The 20,670-nt window shown below is 52.9% G+C and carries 20 protein-coding genes; all 20 read left to right on the top strand.

The window, feature by feature from the left end; all coding sequences use genetic code 11:
- Window positions 1-4: 4 nt before the first annotated feature.
- The 20 genes from AC0YNS_RS30130 to nadA all read left to right on the top strand — a co-directional run bounded on the left by AC0YNS_RS30130 (window position 5) and on the right by nadA (window position 20,641).
- Window positions 5-820 (top strand): ABC transporter permease, encoded by an 816-nt coding sequence (locus AC0YNS_RS30130; RefSeq protein ID WP_090985887.1) that lies wholly within the window; start codon window positions 5-7, stop codon window positions 818-820.
- Window positions 821-881: 61 nt separating this feature from the next.
- Complete coding sequence (locus tag AC0YNS_RS30125) at window positions 882-1,730, top strand: ABC transporter ATP-binding protein (RefSeq protein WP_475784613.1); 849 nt, start codon at window positions 882-884, stop codon at window positions 1,728-1,730.
- 32 nt (window positions 1,731-1,762) lie between these two features.
- Window positions 1,763-1,918, top strand: a complete 156-nt coding sequence (locus AC0YNS_RS30120) for a hypothetical protein (RefSeq protein WP_475784612.1) — start codon at window positions 1,763-1,765, stop codon at window positions 1,916-1,918.
- Window positions 1,919-2,161: 243 nt separating this feature from the next.
- The gene (gene spoVT / locus AC0YNS_RS30115; protein WP_475784611.1) at window positions 2,162-2,704 is read left to right on the top strand and encodes a stage V sporulation protein T; all 543 of its coding nucleotides are present in this window, start codon (window positions 2,162-2,164) and stop codon (window positions 2,702-2,704) included.
- A gap of 150 nt (window positions 2,705-2,854) precedes the next feature.
- Complete coding sequence (locus AC0YNS_RS30110) at window positions 2,855-4,717, top strand: polysaccharide biosynthesis protein (RefSeq protein ID WP_475784610.1); 1,863 nt, start codon at window positions 2,855-2,857, stop codon at window positions 4,715-4,717.
- Window positions 4,718-4,775: 58 nt separating this feature from the next.
- On the top strand, window positions 4,776-6,257 hold the full coding sequence (gene yabN, locus AC0YNS_RS30105; protein ID WP_475784609.1) for a bifunctional methyltransferase/pyrophosphohydrolase YabN: 1,482 nt from the start codon (window positions 4,776-4,778) through the stop codon (window positions 6,255-6,257).
- Window positions 6,258-6,435: 178 nt separating this feature from the next.
- Window positions 6,436-6,708, top strand: a complete 273-nt coding sequence (locus tag AC0YNS_RS30100; RefSeq protein WP_090985878.1) for an HU family DNA-binding protein — start codon at window positions 6,436-6,438, stop codon at window positions 6,706-6,708.
- Window positions 6,709-6,710: 2 nt separating this feature from the next.
- Window positions 6,711-6,995, top strand: coding sequence for an RNA-binding S4 domain-containing protein (locus AC0YNS_RS30095; protein ID WP_090985876.1), 285 nt, complete (start codon window positions 6,711-6,713; stop codon window positions 6,993-6,995).
- 496 nt (window positions 6,996-7,491) lie between these two features.
- Window positions 7,492-7,725, top strand: coding sequence for a hypothetical protein (locus tag AC0YNS_RS30090; protein ID WP_475784608.1), 234 nt, complete (start codon window positions 7,492-7,494; stop codon window positions 7,723-7,725).
- 91 nt (window positions 7,726-7,816) lie between these two features.
- On the top strand, window positions 7,817-8,101 hold the full coding sequence (gene yabP / locus AC0YNS_RS30085) for a sporulation protein YabP (RefSeq protein ID WP_090985874.1): 285 nt from the start codon (window positions 7,817-7,819) through the stop codon (window positions 8,099-8,101).
- Window positions 8,098-8,739: a spore cortex biosynthesis protein YabQ gene (gene yabQ / locus AC0YNS_RS30080; protein WP_475784607.1), complete on the top strand. Its 642-nt coding sequence runs from the start codon at window positions 8,098-8,100 to the stop codon at window positions 8,737-8,739. The genes yabP and yabQ overlap by 4 nt, the downstream gene beginning before the upstream one ends.
- A 23-nt stretch (window positions 8,740-8,762) precedes the next feature.
- Window positions 8,763-9,092, top strand: a complete 330-nt coding sequence (locus AC0YNS_RS30075) for an FtsB family cell division protein (protein WP_475784606.1) — start codon at window positions 8,763-8,765, stop codon at window positions 9,090-9,092.
- A 242-nt stretch (window positions 9,093-9,334) separates the two neighbouring features.
- Entirely contained in the window at window positions 9,335-9,922 is a 588-nt protein-coding gene (locus tag AC0YNS_RS30070; protein WP_475784605.1) for a S1 domain-containing RNA-binding protein, read from the top strand.
- Window positions 9,923-10,341: 419 nt separating this feature from the next.
- Window positions 10,342-12,840 (top strand): stage II sporulation protein E, encoded by a 2,499-nt coding sequence (gene spoIIE / locus AC0YNS_RS30065; protein WP_475784604.1) that lies wholly within the window; start codon window positions 10,342-10,344, stop codon window positions 12,838-12,840.
- Between the two features lie 650 nt (window positions 12,841-13,490).
- On the top strand, window positions 13,491-14,216 hold the full coding sequence (locus tag AC0YNS_RS30060) for a vWA domain-containing protein (RefSeq protein WP_475784603.1): 726 nt from the start codon (window positions 13,491-13,493) through the stop codon (window positions 14,214-14,216).
- A complete protein-coding gene (locus AC0YNS_RS30055) occupies window positions 14,200-15,138 on the top strand; it encodes a protein kinase domain-containing protein (protein WP_475784602.1) in 939 nt (312 codons plus the stop codon). Before AC0YNS_RS30060 ends, AC0YNS_RS30055 begins: the two co-directional genes overlap by 17 nt.
- 29 nt (window positions 15,139-15,167) lie before the next feature.
- Complete coding sequence (gene tilS, locus AC0YNS_RS30050; RefSeq protein WP_475784601.1) at window positions 15,168-16,616, top strand: tRNA lysidine(34) synthetase TilS; 1,449 nt, start codon at window positions 15,168-15,170, stop codon at window positions 16,614-16,616.
- A gap of 52 nt (window positions 16,617-16,668) precedes the next feature.
- Window positions 16,669-17,208 carry a hypoxanthine phosphoribosyltransferase gene (gene hpt / locus AC0YNS_RS30045; RefSeq protein ID WP_090985860.1) on the top strand — a complete coding sequence of 180 codons (540 nt, stop codon included), beginning with the start codon at window positions 16,669-16,671 and terminating at the stop codon, window positions 17,206-17,208.
- Window positions 17,209-17,314: 106 nt separating this feature from the next.
- Window positions 17,315-19,327: an ATP-dependent zinc metalloprotease FtsH gene (gene ftsH / locus AC0YNS_RS30040; protein WP_475784600.1), complete on the top strand. Its 2,013-nt coding sequence runs from the start codon at window positions 17,315-17,317 to the stop codon at window positions 19,325-19,327.
- Between the two features lie 375 nt (window positions 19,328-19,702).
- Window positions 19,703-20,641, top strand: coding sequence for a quinolinate synthase NadA (gene nadA / locus AC0YNS_RS30035; protein WP_091225489.1), 939 nt, complete (start codon window positions 19,703-19,705; stop codon window positions 20,639-20,641).
- The last annotated feature ends 29 nt before the right edge of the window (window positions 20,642-20,670 follow it).

Here is a 20,670-nt window from a genome sequence, read left to right as displayed (position 1 = left end):
CACGATGAAGGCAAACGAGCTTAAACCCGGGCATAAGAAGCGGCCGAATCGGTTTCAAATCTTTAAGGATATCGGCGGGAGGCCGTTTGCCTTCACCGCAGGATTCTCTTTTGCACTCTTGTTCATCGTCTGGTCGGCGCTTAGTTACACGGAATCGGTAAATCCGGTCTTCCTGCCAACGCCGGATAAAGTATTTGTCGAGATGTTCAAGATGCTGGGCACCGGTGAGTACTGGCATCATATCGGGATTAGCGTGTTCCGTGTATCGGCAGGGTTCTTGCTCGCCTGTATCGTTGGCATTCCGCTCGGCATCTTCGCAGGTACATTCAAGTACGGTGAAGCCTTCGTAGAACCGCCGATGGAATTCATCCGCTACATGCCGGCAGTTGCCTTTATTCCACTCATTATGGTGTGGGCCGGCATTGGGGAATGGGCGAAAATCCTGCTTATCTTCCTCGGCTGCTTCTTCCAGCTCGTCTTAATGGTGGCGGACAATACGCGCCGCGTCTCTCATGATCTGCTTCAAGCGTCCTTCACGCTTGGGGCAGGCCGCTGGAAGGCGATCGAGACGGTGCTTATTCCAGCCATTCAGCCGCAATTGATGAACACACTTCGCCTCATTCTAGGCTGGGCATGGACGTACCTCGTCGTTGCCGAGCTCGTAGCGGTCAACAGCGGACTCGGTTACGCCATTATGAAGGCACAGCGGTTCCTGAATACGGATCAAATTTTTGTCGGCATTATCGTCATCGGTCTTCTTGGACTCATTAGCGATCGGATCTTCGCTTTCTTAAACCGCAGGTTGTTCCCTTGGGCGTGATGATTGGATGGTTCGCAGGCAGTAGACATTGCAATGAAATCAGTACAGGGAGTTGATCGCGATGGAAGCCGTTAAACGTGAAGCTAACTATGAAGAGCAATCGGCAAACGCGAAAGGAAATACTCGAGCCAGTGCGAAGGATTTAGCGGTGGTGCAGCGCGGTGAGATCGTAATTCGAGGCCTGCAGAAGGTGTACGAGACGAAGAAAAGCCAATTCGAAGCCCTCAAAAATATCGATATGAGCATTGGCACCAATGAGTTTGTCACCATCGTAGGCCCTTCCGGCTGCGGGAAATCGACGCTGCTTCGTATCGTTGCGGGACTTGATGAGCTGACGGACGGATCGGTTACGTTGGATGGCGAAGAAGTGATCGGGCCGGGTGCTGAGCGAGGCATGGTCTTCCAAGGATATACGCTGTTTCCGTGGCTCACGGTGCGTGAGAATATTGAGTACGGCCCGAAGCTGAAAGGGATTTCGACGCTGGAGCGCCGTGCGATCAGCAATCATTTTCTGAAAGTGATTAAGCTCGAAGCGTTTGCTAGCGCCTATCCAAAGCAGCTCTCGGGCGGGATGAAGCAGCGGGTGGCGATTGCGAGGGCGCTTGCGAACCGTCCGAAGGTACTGCTCATGGATGAACCGTTCGGAGCACTTGATGCGCAGACGAAGCTGGAGATGCAAGAGATGCTGCTTGAGGTGTGGGAGAAGGAGAAGACGACTGTTCTCTTCATCACGCATGATATCGACGAAGCGATTTTCCTGTCGCAGCGCATCGTAGTGATGGGTGCAGGCCCGGGCCGCATTCTGAAAACCTTCGATGTGGGACTGCCGGATAAACGGACTCCTGAAGTACGCGAGCTGCCGGAATTTCTGGCGCTCAAGCGAGAGCTTGGACAGCTGCTGAAGCATTAAGCAAGGCAATCTTGGACGAGGAGTGATCCGGCATGGTGAGGCGTGATTCGAATGACCCTTCCGCGGGAAGCGGCAAGGCGGGCAGTGCAGGCGGTGCTGATGCGAAGCGCTTCAATAGAAAGCTGCTGGCGGCACTTGGTTTTATCGTTAGAATGATGTTCTTTCGGCATCCCGAAGCTCTTCGTTAGAGCTGCGGGGTGCTTTTTTTCTATGTTCTGGGGATCTTTGTGGAAGATACCTCCAACAGCGGTGATTCAAGGCTTTTGTCCCTTTTCCACGTGCATAAGAAAATGGGAGGGGATGAATACTATGGTCAGATCGATAATCACCTTTTTCAAGGATCCTCTCCTCTTGAACGATAGAAAAATTGCAATTTGCAGCTTGCGTCCAGTCCAATTCAAAACCTTCAAGGAAAGTGGGGCAACTAGAACATGAAAGCAACTGGAATTGTCCGTCGTATCGATGATCTCGGCCGGGTCGTCATCCCTAAGGAAATCCGCCGAACACTGCGCATACGCGAGGGCGACCCGCTGGAAATATTCGTTGATCGCGATGGCGAAGTTATTTTGAAGAAGTATTCCCCGATTGGTGAGCTTGGCGATTTCGCCAAAGAGTATGCGGAATCTTTAGCTGAAAGCACAGGCCATATTACGTTGATCACGGATAGGGACAATATTATTGCGGTCGCGGGAGCATCCAAGAAAGATTATTTGGAGAAGCAGATCGGCTCCATGCTGGAGAGCTGTATGGAGAACCGCAAAACCGTTGTGGAAGCCGGCGGCGGCTCTTACGAGGTCGTCAAAGATATTGGAGAGGCATTCAGTTCTTTCGTGGCGGCTCCGATTGTAGCCGGCGGCGATCCTATCGGCACCGTTGTGCTGCTAAGTAAGGACGAAAGCGTCAAGATGGCGCAAATGGAGACCAAAATGGCAGAAACCGCAGCGGGGTTCCTCGCCAAGCAAATGGAGCAATAGCAGCGTAGAAGCTTCCTTGAAGAGCATGTCTTCATGGGAGCTTTTTTCTGTAGAGGTCCATTCTGCGCGGCCGTTTGGGGTATAATGGGAGCAGGAGAAGAGAGTAGGGCAGGTGCACAGGTTTTGAAAATAGGGCAAGAGGAGCATGCTGTGACTGCGGATGTGGATGGGCAGCGTGTGGAGCAGGGCGTGGGGACAACGGAGAAACGCGCGGGCACGGGGAAGATGGAGCGTGCAGGCACAGAGATAACGGAGAAGAGTACGAGCATGGGGGAAACGGAAAAAAATACGCGCACAGGCGGAACGGTGAAGAGTACAGGCACGGGGTATAAGCCTCTACTGCTGCGCGGTGCGGCTCTAATGGGCGTTGCCATGCTTATCAGTAAGACGCTTGGCACGATGCAGAAAATTCCGCTGCAAAATATAGCCGGTGATCGCGTATTCGGGATCTATAACGCGGTATATCCCCTGTATCAACTGCTGCTGGTGATGGTAACGGCAGGATTCCCTGTTGCGGTTTCGCTGCTCGTAGCCGAGCGCGAGGCACGCGGGGATTCAGGCGGTGCAAGGCGTGTGCTTGGCGCCAGCGCTTGGTTATTGTTTATGAGCGGCGCTGTGGGATTTGTACTGCTATGGCTCGGGGCCGATAGAATCGCCGTCTGGATAGGCGACGCGGCCACTGCATCTGCGGTGCGAACCGTCTCGCTCGCGCTTTGGTTCGCGCCTGTCATGGCGGCGCTTCGCGGTTACTATCAAGGGCGGGGACAGATGCTGCCTTCGGCCGTGTCCCAGCTATCGGAACAGACGGTCCGCGTGGCGGGTATGTTGATTCTGCTCGCGGTCGGCTGGCATTACAATTGGTCTGATGCTAAGCTTGCTGCCGGCGCAACTGCCGGTTCAGCCATCGGCGGCGCGGCGGGTCTTGCGGTAATTGCGGCGTTCTGGCTGCGGGAGCGGGGATGGCGGGAGCAAGAGCAGGAGCAGGAGCAAGAGCAAGAGCGGGAGCAAGACCGGAAAGTGAAGTGGAAGCTGGGCGTTACGGTTGAACGTAACTTTTCGCAGGAAGCGGGTAAAGAAAGAATAGTGACGTTGATGCGCAAACTGGCTCTGCTTGCGATTCCGGTTACGCTAGGGGCGCTTGCCGTACCGGCGCTTGGCGTTGTGGATGCATTCACGGTTCCGCGCTTGCTTCGCGGAACCGGTGTGTCGCAGGCCGAAGCGATGTCGCTCTTCGGCCTGTACAGCCGGGGCCAGCCGCTTGTGCAGCTGGTCGTCATGGTTGCGGGCGCGATGGGAGCCGCGCTGGTTCCCGCGCTTGCGGCCGCGCGCGTGCGCGGAGACGAAGCCGCCGTGCGTCAGCAGGCGGCTCTCGTGTTGCGGGCTGCGTGGGGCATCGGCGCAGCCGCGGCTTTAGGGCTCGCGCTGCTGGCCGAGCCTGTTAATGTGATGTTGTACGCGGACGATGCCGGATCGCGTACGTTTGCCCTTGTCGGGTGCACGGCGCTCGCGGGCACCGTTAGCGCCATCGCGGCTGCGACGCTGCAGGGGCTGGGGGCCGTCCGTGCTCCTGCGCTGTTCATGCTGGCCGCGGCCGCGCTGAAGGCGGCGTTCAACGCCGCCCTCGTGCCGGCGTTCGGCACGGCCGGCGCAGCCTGCGCCGGCATCGCTGCGCTCACGGCGGCCGCCCTGCTCGGCACGGGCGCCGTCCGCCGCGCCTCCGGCGCGGCTATGCCCGCGCGGCGCGCCGCGGGCATCGGACTCGCACTCGCGGTCATGGCCGCGGTGCTCGTCCTGGTCGAGCGCGGCGGTGCCCCGCTGCTCGACCTTGCGCTGCCGCCGAGGGCGGCAGCTTGCGCGCTCGCGCTCGGGGGAACCGCCCTCGGCGGAGCGCTCTTCGCCGCCGCCGTGCTGCGCTTCGGCGGCGTGACCGCGCGCGAGCTGCGCGCGCTTCCGGGCGGCGATGCGCTTGCCGCCCGATTACAGCGTTGGCGGCTGCTACCCGCCGCCAACTAACTCGCCTCGGCGGAACACTTCGCCGACAATTGCATTCCCAAAGGAGGAACATACATACATGTCACAACCAACAATAACCGTGGTCGGACTAGGCTCCGGCGACGAAGACCAGCTTACGCTTGGCGTTTGGCGCAGACTGCAAGAAGCGTCCAATCGCTATGTCCGGACGGACAAGCACCCCATGATGAAGGTATTCAGCGATCATCAGTTAGCATACGAGTCCTTCGATTTTCTATACGAGGAGATGGAATCGTTCCCGGATGTATATGAAGCAATTGCAGAACAGCTCATTGCGAACGCCGGCACCAAAGGCAGCTTAATTTTCGCCGTTCCCGGCCATCCCATGGTGGCGGAGCGGACCGTACAGCTGCTGCGCGAGCGCTGCCCGGAGCGGGGCATTGAGCTGAGCATCCTTGGCGGCGAGAGCTTCCTGGATCAAGCTTTTACGCGGCTCGGCTTCGATCCTATTGAAGGCTTCCAGCTGCTGGATGCAGCGGAATTGAAGCCGTCCTTGATCCGCACGGAGCTGCATACCGTTATCGGCCAAGTCTATGACGAGTTTACGGCTTCGGATGTGAAGCTGACGCTTATGGAGCTGCTGCCTGATGACTACCCGATCACGATCGGTCATGCACTCGGTGTACCCGGCGAGGAGCAGATCATTACCGTTCCGCTCTATGAGTTGGACCGGACGCCTGGCTACGGCAACCTCTCGCTGATTTGGCTGCCGCGTTCCACGGACGATATGCTGCGCAACCGCTCCTTCGAGCGTCTGCATGAAATCGTTGCTATATTACGAAGCCCTGAAGGCTGCCCGTGGGATCGGGAACAAACGCATCAATCGATTCGTAATAATTTCATCGAGGAAACTTATGAAGCGATTGAAGCACTGGATAACGATGATCCGGACGGCATGCGCGAAGAGTTCGGGGATGTCATTTTGCAAGTGATGCTGCATAGCCAGATGGAAGAAGAGGTTGGCACGTTCTCCGTCTATGATGTCATTCAATCTCTTAACGAGAAGCTGCTGTTCCGTCATCCGCATGTATTTGGCGATACGAGTGCCGGCAATTCCGAAGAGGCGCTGCGCAATTGGGAGCAGATGAAAGCCGAGGAGAAACGCCGCAAAGGCATCGATCCTGCCGCAGCCTCGCAGCTCGATGGCATTCCGCCGGATCTGCCCGCTCTGATGAAAGCTTACAAGATTCAGAAGAAAGCGGCCAAAGTCGGCTTCGACTGGGATCATATCGGCCCGGCGCTCGACAAGGTAGGCGAGGAGCTTGGTGAGCTTCGCGAAGCGATCCAATCGAAGGATGCGGAGCAGCAAGCGGACGAGCTGGGAGATTTGTTGTTCGCGGCGGTCAACGTATCGCGTTTCATCCATGCCGATCCGGAAGAGTCGCTTTCTCGCACCAATTCGAAATTTAAGAAACGATTTTCATATATTGAGGAGCAGCTTCGTATAAGCGGCCGAACCTTTGACCAAACTGATTTAACAGAGATGGATCGTTACTGGGAGGATGCGAAGAAGCTTCCCTAGTAAAAAGGATTGTAGATTCGTCAAAATTCGGCTTGTTTCCTCACAAAACGTGAAAATAATTTTCCAATCAGCAGGATTTATTTGCTAATAGGCAGAAGTAGTAGCTGAGGAACCTAAGCTATGCGGCAGTCTAAACACTGCCTACAAGTATAATTGAACTTTTAGGAGGCCATTTACCATGAACAAAACAGACTTGATCAACAACATCTCGGCAAAAAGCGGTTTGACCAAGCGTGATGTAGAATCCGTATTGAACGGCTTTCTGGGCGAAGTAACAGATGCCCTGGCAGGCGGAGACAAAGTACAATTGATCGGCTTCGGTACATTCGAAACGCGTAAGCGTTCCGGCCGTACAGGTCGCAACCCGCAAACGGGCAACCCGATCACAATTGCAGAATCCAAAGTTCCAGCGTTTAAAGCCGGCAATAAATTGAAAGACGCGATCAAGTAATCATGCGTCTGGATAAGTTCCTCAAAGTATCGCGTTTAATCAAGCGGCGTACTGTCGCAAAGGACGTGTCCGAACAAGGCCGCGTCTGGATTAACGATCGTGAAGCCAAAGCGAGCAGCACCGTCAAAGCCGGCGACGAGCTCAAGATTCAATACGGCCAGAAGATCGTCACCGTCCGCGTCGAGCGGATCTTGGAGACGACCAAGAAGGACGAGGCTAGCGGGATGTATACTTTGTTGAAAGAAGAAGCGCGCCAGCAAGAGAACAAACTCGACTGGCAAGCATAAGCAGTTTGAAGCGACAGCCTCAACCGGGGTCATACCTGGGGGAGGCTGTTTTTCTTATGCGCTCATTCCGCTCCATTCTCACATGAGTCCCCGTTTGGCATGAACGACGCTGTCCCTCAAGTGAGGGGAGCGACTTATGGGGCAGTTTTTTTGGCCAAGTAGTTAATGATGCCGAATAAGCAACATTTCAACCTCCCAATGATCAAATAAAGCGAAATGATGCATAATATGCAACATTGCTAAACGAATTGGCCCAAAACCAGTCTGTTGGCGCAGGAATGCTGCATAAAAAGCAACATTAACGCCTACGAGACTCCAAAACTCCGAAAGTGTTGCACAAATGTCAGCATTATAATCAGTGAGAGGAAGTGTAGGCTCGCCCGGTCTAGCAATCCCGCCCCTATAAAATAAAAACACCCCGTATCCATATTTTTCATAAAAGTGCTATAATCTCACAAGCGGCGATTTCTGTTGCAGTAGCGAGGTGAACAGAACGATGAGGGTACATCAAAACTATGTATTTGGTATTCTGGCCGGGCTGGCTCTGCTTTGCATGAATGATTCGATGTTTGGTTCCGTCTTGTTGACACTGGCAGAGTCTTCGGGCTGCTACCTATTCATCCGAACGGCTATGCGAATCATCAGTGCCATCGGCGGGATTTGTGTCTTGTTCTTTGCCTTCGCCTTACTCGTCCAAGTCATCAAATCTATGATCCTGCCAAAACCCTAACCCTCTAATCTCGCAGTTTGCAGTTCTAAAACCTGTCCCTGCCCCATAGGCTAGTCTCAGTGAAAGATGTGCTGAAGGAGGGGGACGAGCAATGATCGAGCAAGCTAAGGGACAGAAGCGCCAGGAAATCAAAATGCTTAACCGTAAGATCCTTGAGATTACCGGCGTGATGAATGTAGAGAGCTTCGACAATGAAGAGTTTCTGTTGGAGACGGAGCTGGGCTTTCTGGCGATCCGCGGGCAGAACCTGCATATGAAGCATCTCAGTCTGGAGCAGGGACTGGTCGCCATTGAAGGGCTGGTTCATTCGCTCACTTACCTGGATGGCAATACGGGCAGCAAGTCGAAGGGCTTGTTCGGGAAGATATTCAAGTGAGTCTGACCGTTCAGTGGTGGACCATGATAACGATGCTGCTCTCTGGGATCGGGATGGGTGTCGTTTTCGATGGGTATCGTGTCGTATCGGACGAACTGCGGATCAGCCGGTTATGGATTCCGATCTTCGACTTGCTCTACTGGATTGCGGCTACATTGGTTGTCTTTCAGGTGCTCTCTGCGAGCAATGAAGGGGAAGTGCGGGCATATGTGTTCATCGGGCTGCTGCTTGGCATCGGCTGTTACTACTGGCTGTTTAGCAAAATCACGATGCAGCTCGTGCATATTCTGATACGCACCGTCCGCGCGGTTACGAGATTCATCATCCGTGCTTTTTATCTGTTGATTATTCGTCCTCTGCTGCTGCTCTATCGAATTGGGAAACTGCTCTTTGCGTTTTTGAGAGCATTTGCTATGTTCCTTTTCAAAATTGTGGTACAATTGGTACGTCCATTTTGGTTATTGTCTAGATGGATGACCAAGCCGATTTGGAAGCCGCTGCTTCGTTCTTGGAAACGGTGGGTAAATCCCATTATAACCAAGTGGCGAATACCGGAACGAGTCACTGCACTTCGTACCGGATTGAATAAGCTATGGCAGCGCTGGAAGAATCGGAAGCAAGAGAAGAAAGACGATTAATCTAACGTCAGGAGGTCCGTGATATGGCGACATCTACAACAAGCTCTCATTCATCCGCTGCGGCGCAATATGCAGGAACGAAACGTCGGTTGAAGATCTGGGTTGTTTTTATCGTTCTTTTCATGGGCTGGGCGCTATATACGCTGATCTCTCAGCTTGATCGACAAGGACAAGCGGAGATCAAGCTGGCGAATGCCTCCCAGAAAATCGACGCGGCAGCTAAGCAAGTCGAAGAGCTGAAGCTTGCAGTCGCGCGATTGAGCGATAAGGAGTACATTGGACAGCTGGCAACGAAGGAACAAGGTATGGTTCGCAAAGGTGAGAAGCGGATTGAGGTCGTTACTCAGCCGTAGATGATTGGTTTGAACGGACCTCCGGTCTGTTCGGCATTCCTCTAGCATCCATCAAGGATGGGCGTAACAACGGGTGTCCGTCCTGTTGCCTTGCTTCTCCCATTGGAGTATAATCAGCTTAGTAACCATATTTTTAAAACGGCTTACCGTAGTCATATTTTATTTTTATGCTCGCAGCCTCAGGCTGAGAGAACTCGAAGCTAATGGCTTCGCATAACGGTTAGGGAGGAACATTTTTACCTATGGCAATTGAAGTGGGCGCCAAGTTAGAGGGCAAGGTGACAGGCATTACGCATTTCGGAGCATTCGTCGATTTGTCGGGAGGTGTCACAGGGCTAGTTCACATCTCAGAGATTGCCGATAACTACGTCAAAGATGTTAAAGACCATTTGAAACTGGAAGATGTCGTTACAGTCAAGGTCATTAATGTAGATAAAGACGGGAAAATCGGGCTTTCCATTAAGCAAGCAATCGACCGGCCAGAAGGCTCTGCACCTCCTCAGCGTGAACGCAGTGGAGATCGCGGACCAGGCGGCAGCTTCAACCGGGCAGGTGCCGGTGGTGGCGGTGGAGGCTTCAATCGTACAGGCGGACCGAGCGGCGGTGGAGATCGCGGACCAAGCGGTGGCGGAGGCGGTTTTAATCGTCAAGGCGGCGGCGGTGGTGGCGGACGTCCATTCAACAAAGCTGGCGGCGGCAAACCTGCTTACGGCAAACCGTCCTTCGAGGACAAAATGTCACGTTTCCTGAAAGATAGCGAAGAGCGTATGTCTTCGCTCAAGAAGAACACGGAATCCAAACGCGGTGGCCGTGGTGCTAAGCGCGATTAATAGCATAGTAGTAGGAGAAGAAGGCAGTGCCCCTTGAGGCGCTGCCTTTTTTTGATGCTTTTTTAAGGCGTGAAGGGGCTGTCAACGGCTTGATATGCAGCATATTTAACAAATATACCCGCCCACCTCAAAAACTTTTCTCTTGTTCTCACGTTATCCCGACAGGTTCGGACGGCGGTTCGCCACGCGCCGGCTTGGCGGAAGGAACATTTTTTGTTGAAACGATGGGTGACGGGAAGGCGCATAAGGATGTCGACCCCTTGATAGCGCTAGGATGCCGCAATCCCGACAGGGGGTCGCCCACGGCGCGTGAAAATGTCGGAAAAAACTTTTGCATGACAACGCTTTCTGACAAACATTTCTATATTCGTAATCCTATAATGGGGATACAAATTTGGAATAAGGCGGTGTCATCAGGCATGGTGGACAAACCTAAAGTTGTCATGTTCCCAGGTGTACAGAAAACTAGCTTCGTCCAATCAACCTTTAGGAAAGGAATGGAACGAACCGGGTTGCTTCGCATAGCAGGGATGCTGACCTCGCGAAAATGGACGTTTGCGCTGATGGCCGTCGGGTTTCTGCTCGGACGAGCTGTCATCTTGGAGTCATTGACTCCGTTTGCAGTTGCTTACTTTACAGTAATCTTCTTTCTGCGCCGAGACCTGCTGCTTCCGGTTGCGGCTGCCATTGTAGCTGGGAGTTGGCTTGCTATAGCGCCGGAACCGATGTGGATCGCGATGGAGCTGGCCGTCGTTTACTTATTGCTGAGGGGCCTTGAAGCATATGAACGAGCGGAACTGTCCTACGCGCCGCTGCTTGTATTCCTGGCTACCATGCTGGTCCGACTGTTCGGCGTAGTGACGACAGACACGTTGAACTGGTATCAGCTGATGATGGTTGGCGTGGAGGCATCACTTGCCTTTGTCCTGACCTTGGTATTCGTCCAAGCGATACCGGTGCTGACGTTGACGAAGAAATCTTCGGCACTTAAGAACGAAGAGATTATCTGTTTAATGATCATGCTTGCCTCCATTATGACGGGGGCTGTGGGCTGGACGATATATGGCTTGTCCGTTGAGCATATCATGTCGAGGTTTATGCTTCTGCTCTTTGCGCTTGTAGGCGGCGCACCCCTTGGCGCTTCTGTGGGTGTTGTCGCCGGTCTCATACTTAGTTTGGCAGATACCAATGCGATTGTGCAGATGAGCTTGTTAGCTTTCGCCGGCTTGCTTGCCGGACTGCTTCGTGAAGGCGGCAAAATGGCCGTAGCCTTCGGGATGCTGCTCGGTTCGTCCATACTTTCCATCTATGTCGGTAATCAAGCCGATGTGATGGCGTCGACGTGGGAGTCGGTGATCGCTGCCTCTATGCTTATGCTTACCCCAAAATCGATAATTCGTATCATTTCGAAATATGTGCCCGGCACGCAGGAGCATGTGAAATCGCAGCATGAATACGCAAGGCGCGTCCGAGACGTCACGGCACAGCGCGTAACCCAGTTCTCCGAAGTGTTTCGCCAGCTTTCCCGGAGTTTTGGTCAGCTTGGCCATGAGGCCACGGAGAAAGAAAGGCGAGAAGAAGCTGCCGGCCACTTCATGAATGCGGCCGCAGAGCGAACATGCAATGCCTGCCACAAGCGGGAACTTTGCTGGGAGGGGCGATTCTATGATACGTACAAGATGATGACGAGCATGATGATAACCGTAGAGGAAGGGCGCCGTTTGGGGCCGAAGGAGGTGCCGAGGGAGTGGAGCGTGCATTGCGTGAAGCCGCATCAAGTGCTTAACGTCATGCAGCAGCAGCATGAGTTATATCAGCATGATCGGCATTGGCGGAAGCAGCTGAACGATTCTCGGCAGCTTGTCGCAGAACAGTTGTCCGGCGTTTCCCAGGTCATGGAAGACTTGGCTCGCGAAATTCAGCGAGAAGGGCAGCAGCTGCATTTGCAGGAAGAACAAATCCGGGAGGCGCTGGAAGGGCTCGGTTTATCGATACAAGGCATTGAAATTATTAACTTGGAGGAGGGAAACGTAGAGATTGAGGTGTATCATACGTTTGGCCGCGGTTATGATGAATGCCGCAAAATCATCGCGCCGCTGTTATCCGATATCCTAGGCGAGCCAATTGCCGTTATGTCGGAGACTTATCCGGAGAAGAAGGGAAGTGCTGCGCAGGTTGTTTTCGGGACGGCCAAAGCGTATGAGATTGAAACGGGTGTCGCCGGACTCGCCAAGGGAGGCGATCTGCTGTCGGGAGACAGCTTTAGTACGGTGGAGCTCGGCAATGGCAAATTTGCTGTCGCCATCAGCGATGGTATGGGGAATGGGGAGCGTGCAAAGCAGGAGAGCAGCACTGCTTTGACGATTTTACAGCAGCTTCTGCAATCCGGCATGGATGAGAAGCTTGCGATCAAGTCGGTTAACTCCATTCTGCTGCTGCGTTCTTCGGATGAGATATTTGCAACCGTCGATGTCGCACTCATCGACATGTACTCCGCGAAGACGACTTTTATGAAAATCGGATCAACGCCCAGCTTCATTAAGCGCGGGAACGAAGTGATTCCGATCTCGGCCAACAATTTGCCGGTAGGGATTTTGCAGGACATTGACATAGATCTTATTCGCGTGCAGCTGCAGCCCGGAGATACGCTCATTATGATGACCGACGGCATCTATGACGCGCCGGGGCATGCCGTGAATAAGGAAATGTGGATGAAACGGGTCATCCAAGAAATTCGATCCGATGATCCACAGGAAATTGCCGATGGACTGCTGGACACAGTCGTGAGGTACCACAAAGGCGACATTGTGGATGATATGACGGTTGTCGTTGCGAGAGTAGACAAACATCAGCCCGAGTGGGCTACATTCCGCTGGCCTGGCGTGACCAAGGTCGAGCGACCAAGGACGGTGAGCTAACCATGAACATGAAATGGATCCAGCAACTACTCCAAAGGCGCAAGCAGCGGAAACGCATTCGGCACCCTTCTTTAATGAAGCGTGCACCGGCATTTATTAATGATCAATAAGAGGGTCGATAGCCTTAGATGGATTGTCATCACTAGAATGAGCAGACATCAGCCTAGGCGGGCTGCACTCCGCCAATCCGGTATAGCCGGGTTGAGCACAATAGGGACGGTGAGCCGATTTGATGAACATCAGCATACGAAACGGACAGTTTACCCGAGGGCGGCAACGGCAGAAACGCGTACTGGCATTGAGGCAGCATAAACGTGGGACGGCGATTATTAAAGATCCATAGCTTTATATAGAAGAAGAGGAATGGAAGCCTGTCCGGCCGGCAGGCTTCTTTTTCGTGTGTACCCATTCCCCTGCAATTTACTCGTATCTTGCAAACTCCCATCCGATCTCCTCCGCCCGTTCTCTCTGTATTCGCACGCTCCACGCCGCCTGCCCAACCCCGCGCCTGAGCCAAACAGGGTTATCCCCTCTCATAATTGGCAATGCTGATAGAGCTAGTACTAGGGAGGAAACCTGCTTGGACGATAGTTGCAGGCTAGTTTCCTCGAGCAGTAGATTCAGATTCCAAGGTTTTGGGGGAATGAACGATGAGGCAGATTCTATTAGTAACGGACGGCTGCTCCAATGTTGGAGTGAGCCCGGTTATTGCGGCTGCTCAGGCGCACGCAGTTGGGATCACAGTGAATGTTGTCGGTGTGGTGGATCAAGGCGATCTCGCCGAATTTGGAACAACCGAAATTGAAGAGATTGCACGGGCGGGCGGCGGTCTGAGCCGGTTATCGCATACACGGCAGCTCTCGCAAACGGTTCAAATGCTGACGCGCAAGACCGTCGTGCAGACGATACAGCAAGCCGTTCAACGGGAGCTGAAGCAGGTGCTTGGCACGTCGTCCATCGAAGAGCTTCCGCCGGAGAAGCGGGGTGAAGTCGTACGCGTCATTGATGAGTTAAGCGAGACGAGTAAGCTGCGCGTTGCTCTGTTAATTGATGCCAGTGCCAGTATGAAACCGAAGCTGCAAGCGGTAGAAGAGGCCATTCGCGATCTGGCGATCAGCTTGCAATCGAGGCAGGGAGGCAGCGAGCTTGCGGTGTTTCATTTTCCCGGCTCCGCCTACGGAGAGGACTGCAAGCTTGACCTTGATTGGACGAGCAATATAAGCGGCGTTCATTCCTTATTCCCGCGGCTGCAGATGCGAGGGACGACGCCGACAGGTCCTGCGATCGTGCATGTCATTGATTTTTATCAGAAAGCCGATTATGGTAGTAGGAAGAATGATGAAACGGACGGGATGATGAGTGACTACGTCGTTTGAATGGACGCTTCCGCGTGGTACGATCATTCGCGGCAAGTGGAAGCAGGGCAGTTATCGTGTGGAACGAATGCTTGGTGAAGGCGCCAATGGCAAAGTATTTCTGGTCGAGCGGCAGCGTGAGCTGTACGCGCTTAAGATCGGTTCGGATACCGTAGATTTGCAGTCGGAAGTGAATGTATTGCAAACGATTTCGAAGCAGAAACAGAAGCGAGGCGCTAAGGGAGGACTATTCCTTGTCGATGTGGATGATTTCCGCGGAGTAGATGGCAAAGAGCATCCGTTCTATGTCATGCGATATATTAAAGGGATGACGCTTGCCGATTATTTGGGTAAACAAGGGAAGGAATGGTTTCCTGTTGTTGCTTTTAATCTATTAGGCAAACTAGCAGAGCTCAATGAAGCCGGGTGGACGTTTGGCGACTTGAAGGTAGAGAACGTCCTTGTCGGCGATTACGGTCGACCGGAGCTCGTAGACTACGGCGGCGCTACTGCTTTCGGCAAAGGCGTACGGCAGTTTACGGAAGTCTACGACCGCGGCTACTGGAATGCGGGCACGCGAACGGCGGATGCACGATATGACTTGTTCTCGTTTGCGGTCCTTTGCATCCAACTGCACGAAAGCCGCAGACTTGCGCAGCTTTGTGCCGGACTGCTGCCGCAAACGCGAACGCCGGACGAGCTGGCGAAGCTCGCCGCGACCAGTGCCGTGCTCAAGCCGCTCAGCGGTTGGCTGCGCAAGGCGCTCTACGGCGAGTTTGCAAGCGCCCGCGAAGCGGCTGCTGCTTGGCAGCAGTGGATGCACCGCTCAGGAGCGGGTAAGTCCGTTTCCGCGCCGGCACCTCGCTGGATGAAGGGATTGTTCGCCGCTTCGGCGGCCGTGCTGGCCACCACAATCTATTGGCTGCTGCGCGGCGCATCATAAGAATACGCAACTTGGGAAGGATGAGGGAAGTGGATGATTGGCTAAGCGAGCTGTCCGCACTAGCCCGGGATGAGCAGCTGTGGCTGCCGGGAGAGACGATCGTCGTTGCAGTATCCGGCGGACCGGATTCCATGGCTTTACTCCATCTGCTTCACCGGCTGTCCGGGCAAGAGCGGCTTACTTTGGTTGCCGCTCACGTGGACCATGGCTTTCGCGGCGAGGAATCGGCGCGTGAAGCTGAATCTGTGAGACAATACGCGGCGCTGCTCGGCATCCCTTGCGAAACGGCGCTTTTTAATTTGCCTGCTTATATAGAAGAAACAAGAATGAACGCGCAGGCGGCGGCCCGCCAGAAGCGGTATGCATTCTTGCATCAGGTCGCTCATACATACGGCGCTGCGCGCATTGCGCTCGCCCACCATGCCGATGATCAAGCCGAAACGGTATTGATGCGAGTGGTTCGCGGAACAGGACCCGGAGGGCTTGCAGGAATAGCAATTCGGCGAAAAGAAAAAAACGTGGAACTTATTCGGCCGCTTCTGCGTACATACAAGGCAGACATCCTGCGTTACTGTGAACAGTGGGCGATCCCGTTCAGTCAAGATAGCAGCAATGGGCAGAAGTATTATTTTCGCAATGTGGTCCGTTTGGACGTTCTGCCTTACTTGGCTTCGTTTAACCCGCAGTTTTCCCAGTCGCTAGTCCGATTGGCGGAGCTTGCATCGGCTGAAGACGATTGGCTGGAGCAAGAAACTAAGGCAATTTTTGAGCGCCATATCGCGCCTCACAGCGAAGGATGCCAATTGACCCGCAAAGCGCTGCTTGGCCTGCATGTCGCTTTACAAAGGAGATTGATTAAACTAATATTGAGTTATATTGGCTTGGAAACGGAAACCACTTCATTCGAAAGCATAGAAACGATAAGGATTGCGGCCTCTGATGGCGCAGCTGCAACGTGGAGCTTCGATGTTGGCAGCGGAGTTCGATTTCTGCGTGAGTACGACAATTTAGTGTTCACCCGTGCGAATAAGGGGAGAATGACCCCCGAGCACAGCGGATATGCTTATATAGTGAACCGAGGTGCGGTACGCCTGGCTTTGCCGGAGGCGGAAGCGGAATTGTCGCTTGAGGAACGGGCTGCAGATCATGCGCTCAGACCGAATAATCGACATGAAGCACTGTTTGATGCCGACTCGCTCGAATTCCCGCTCACGGTCCGAAATCGCCGTCCAGGTGACCGAATGCAAGTGCTTGGTTTAAATGGCACCAAAAAGGTACAAGATATGTTCGTTGATGAACGTGTCGCACCCTCACGTCGTGAGATGCTGCCGATCGTTGTCGACGCTAACGGAACCGTGCTTTGGATCCCGGGCATTCGAAGATCAAGACATGCTCAGGTGATGGAAACGACGAGCCGTGTTATCAGAATGATGATGCGGGTAAACCTTGATGCTTCCGCACTGAACCAACTTGAATAAGATGCACTGATCCATTCATAGTATAGGCAAGAACCATTTAGGAGGGCCCGTGTTGCTGAACGACATTCAAGAAGTACTTTACGACGCAGACCAAATTCAGCAGAAAGTGAAAGAGCTGGGCGATACCATTAGCCGCGAATTCGAGGGGCGTAATCCACTCGTTATCTGCGTTCTTAAAGGCGCTTTTATTTTTATGGCTGACTTGGTTAAGACCATCACAATTCCGGTCGAACTCGACTTTATGGCGGTGTCCAGCTACGGACAATCGACCAAAACAAGCGGTGTTGTGAAAATTATCAAGGACCTTGACACATCGGTGCAAGGCCGAGACGTACTCATTGTTGAAGATATTATCGACAGTGGTCTTACGCTCAGCTACCTCATCGATGTGCTGGAGCGCCGCAACGCCAAGTCCATCACGCTTGTTACGCTGTTTGATAAGCCGACAGGCCGCAAGGTGGAATTGGAAGCGGACTATAAAGGATTTGTATTGCCGGACGCATTTGTCGTCGGGTACGGGCTTGATTATGCGGAGCAATACCGCAACCTGCCGTTTATCGGCATTCTGAAGCCCGAGGTTTACGAGAAGTAAGGTTGTAAGACAGTCCATGCAATCAGCCATGTATCGAGGGCTCCCGCACACGGGAGCTTACCGAGCAAGGTCATCTTATTTTTTGCGTCTTGAGAGGAGGTAGGGGATGAACCGGATCATCCGTAACACTGGCTTTTATTTGATTATTTTTTTGGTGACCGTCGGGATCTTCCAATTTATCAGCAGCCAAAATGACTCCACCACTGAAATCCGTTACGATCAATTTAGGCAGGAACTAGCTAATGACAATGTGAAGCAAGTTGAGCTTCAGTTCGACGGCTACTCTTACTTGATCACCGGTGAGTACAAGAACAAACCGGAAAGTTCGGATTCAGCCCAATTCTACACCCATACCAGCGTTGAGGAATACGTCGTTAAAGAAGTGACCGATGCGCAGCTAAAAAACAAATTCGCAATGGAAGTTAAGCCGATGGAAGGACAGAGCATCTGGCTCACCTTCTTGACCTCAATCATTCCATTCGTGATCATCTTTATTTTGTTCTTCTTCCTAATCAATCAGGCGCAAGGCGGCGGCGGCAAAGTGATGAACTTTGGCAAGAGCCGTGCCAGATTGTACAACGAAGAGAAGAAACGTGTCACATTCGAGGATGTGGCAGGCGCAGACGAGGAGAAGCAAGAGCTTGTCGAGGTTGTCGAGTTCTTGAAGGATCCGCGTAAATTCGCAGCCGTAGGCGCTCGTATTCCGAAAGGGGTACTGCTTGTAGGCCCTCCGGGTACTGGTAAAACGTTGCTTGCTCGTGCTGTTGCAGGCGAAGCGGGCACGCCGTTCTTCAGCATTTCCGGTTCGGACTTTGTTGAAATGTTCGTCGGTGTCGGTGCTTCCCGTGTTCGTGACTTGTTCGAGAATGCGAAGAAGAACGCACCATGTATCATCTTTATCGATGAAATCGATGCCGTTGGACGTCAGCGCGGCGCCGGTCTCGGCGGCGGACATGATGAGCGCGAACAAACGCTCAATCAGCTCCTCGTTGAAATGGACGGCTTCGGTGCGAACGAAGGTATCATTATCGTGGCGGCTACCAACCGTCCGGATATTCTCGATCCTGCACTTCTTCGTCCGGGTCGTTTCGACCGTCAAATTACGGTTGACCGTCCGGATGTGAAAGGCCGCGAAGCTGTACTGAAAGTACATGCTCGCAATAAGCCGCTTGCCAAAGACGTGAAACTTGATGTAATCGCGAAGCGGACAACGGGCTTTACCGGTGCGGATCTGGAGAACCTGCTTAACGAAGCAGCCCTTCTAGCCGCTCGCCGCAACAAGAAAGACATCGCGATGACAGAAGTGGACGAAGCGATTGACCGTGTTATCGTCGGTACGGAGAAACGCAGCCGCGTTATCAGTGACCGTGAGAAACGCATTGTTGCTTACCATGAAGCGGGCCATACAATTGCAGGCTACTTCCTGGAGCATGCGGATCAGGTTCATAAAGTAACGATTATCCCGCGCGGACGCGCAGGCGGCTATGTCATCATGCTTCCTAAAGATGGCGATCGCATGCTGACGACCAAGCAGGAATTGCTTGATAAAGTGACGGGTTTGCTTGCCGGCCGGGTAGCCGAAGAGATCTACATCGGCGAAATCGGCACTGGCGCATACAGTGACTTCAAATCGGCGACGAGCATTGTTCGTGCGATGATTATGGAATACGGAATGAGCGACAAGCTTGGACCGATGCAATTCGGCAGCAGCTCGCAAGGCCAAGTATTCTTAGGCCGTGACATTGGACATGAGCAGAACTACTCCGATGCCATCGCTTATGAAATTGACCAAGAGATGCAGAGCTTCATTCAAGACTGCTATGCCCGTGCGAAACAGCTTCTTACGGAGAAGAGCAAAGAGATGCATCTTATTGCTCAAACGCTCCTTACCGAAGAAACGTTGGAGATTGAACAAATCAAACGTTTGATCGAAGGCGGATCGGCAGAAGGCGGCGAAGGCAGTTCGAACATCGTTTCCGCAGAGCCGAAAGCAGAGCCGATTATCGATACGATTGGCGGCGTGAAGGTTCGTATTGGTTCGAAGGAGCCAGGCGAATTAACACCTCCGGTTGATCCAGACAGCGGTAACGAAGACGACGACGGTACGCCGAAGTCCTAATGAAATAGAAGTTGATAGTCCTCAAAGGCTGTCCGATTGCAGGCAACTGCACGGGCAGCCTTTTGTGCAGGAAGGCGCTTTAGCGCTATAGTGGAAGGACGAGTAAGCATAGAGGCTTGGTAACTTCTTTACTTGCGTAAACCTTCCGTAGATCGGTTAAAACGGCCTCTTTTGTCTGTTGACAGCGCACACTACCTTGTGTAAATTTAAGGTTAATCCCTTGTAAAGGCTCTTGCGAATCAAGCGGCTTATGACGTGGGCATGATAGATGATGAATACACAGCGGAATAACAGCATTTTCGATAAATCATGGTGAACGAACAGCCAAGTTTGTGCATCAGTTCACAAAGTTAGTGAAAAGAGGGGAATTTAGCTATGGAAGCATTAGCTCTCGAAAGGAAAGCGGAACAAAACCGCGAACTACGGGAACGATTGTTGCAATTGAAGAAAGAGCGTAACGCCATTATACTTGCGCATTATTATCAGCGTGATGAAATTCAAGAAGTGGCCGATTTCCGTGGCGACTCCTTCCTGCTTGCGCAGAAGGCAGCGGAAACGGATGCAGATGTAATCGTGTTCTGCGGCGTTCATTTTATGGGCGAAAGTGCGAAGATCCTGGCTCCGAACAAGACTGTTATCATTCCCGATGAGCGCGCCGGCTGTCCGATGGCTGACATGGTCAACGTCGATGGCTTGCGGAAGCTGAAAGCACAGCATCCGAATGCGAAAGTAGTCACCTATATCAACTCCTCCGCCGAAATCAAAGCGGAAACGGATATTTGCTGTACCTCTGCTAATGCCGTGCGTGTCGTGAATTCGGTCGATTCAGACGAAATTATTTGGGTGCCGGATAAGAACCTTGGCCATTACGTGCAGCAGAAAACAGACAAGAAGATGATTATCTGGGAAGGCTATTGCAACACGCATGACATGCTGACCGTCAAAGATGTAGAAGAAATGAAAGCCAAATATCCAAATGCGCAGTTCGTCGTTCACCCTGAATGCCGTCCTGAAGTAGTAGCGCTTGGCGATTTCGTCGGCAGTACAACCGCTATTATAAAATATTGTAAAGAATCGGATTGCCAGGAGTTTATCGTCGGAACGGAAGATGGCACAGGGTATCAGCTTCGTCTGGACAGCCCGAATAAGACCTTCCATTTTGCTACGAAATACTTGGTTTGCCCGAACATGAAAGTAAACAACCTGAAGAAGCTTGTGAAATGTCTGGAAACGATGCAGCCGCAAATTTACGTACCGGAGCAGGTTGCCAATCAAGCCCGTCTATCCCTGGAGCGCATGTTACAAGTGAAGTAGCATGCGCTACTCTCTTTCCATGAGAAAGG

Source organism: Paenibacillus sp. J22FR21 (genome assembly GCF_056269135.1).
The sequence above is the reverse complement of the archived record's forward strand: the minus strand, read 5'-3'. Positions and strand labels throughout refer to the sequence as shown.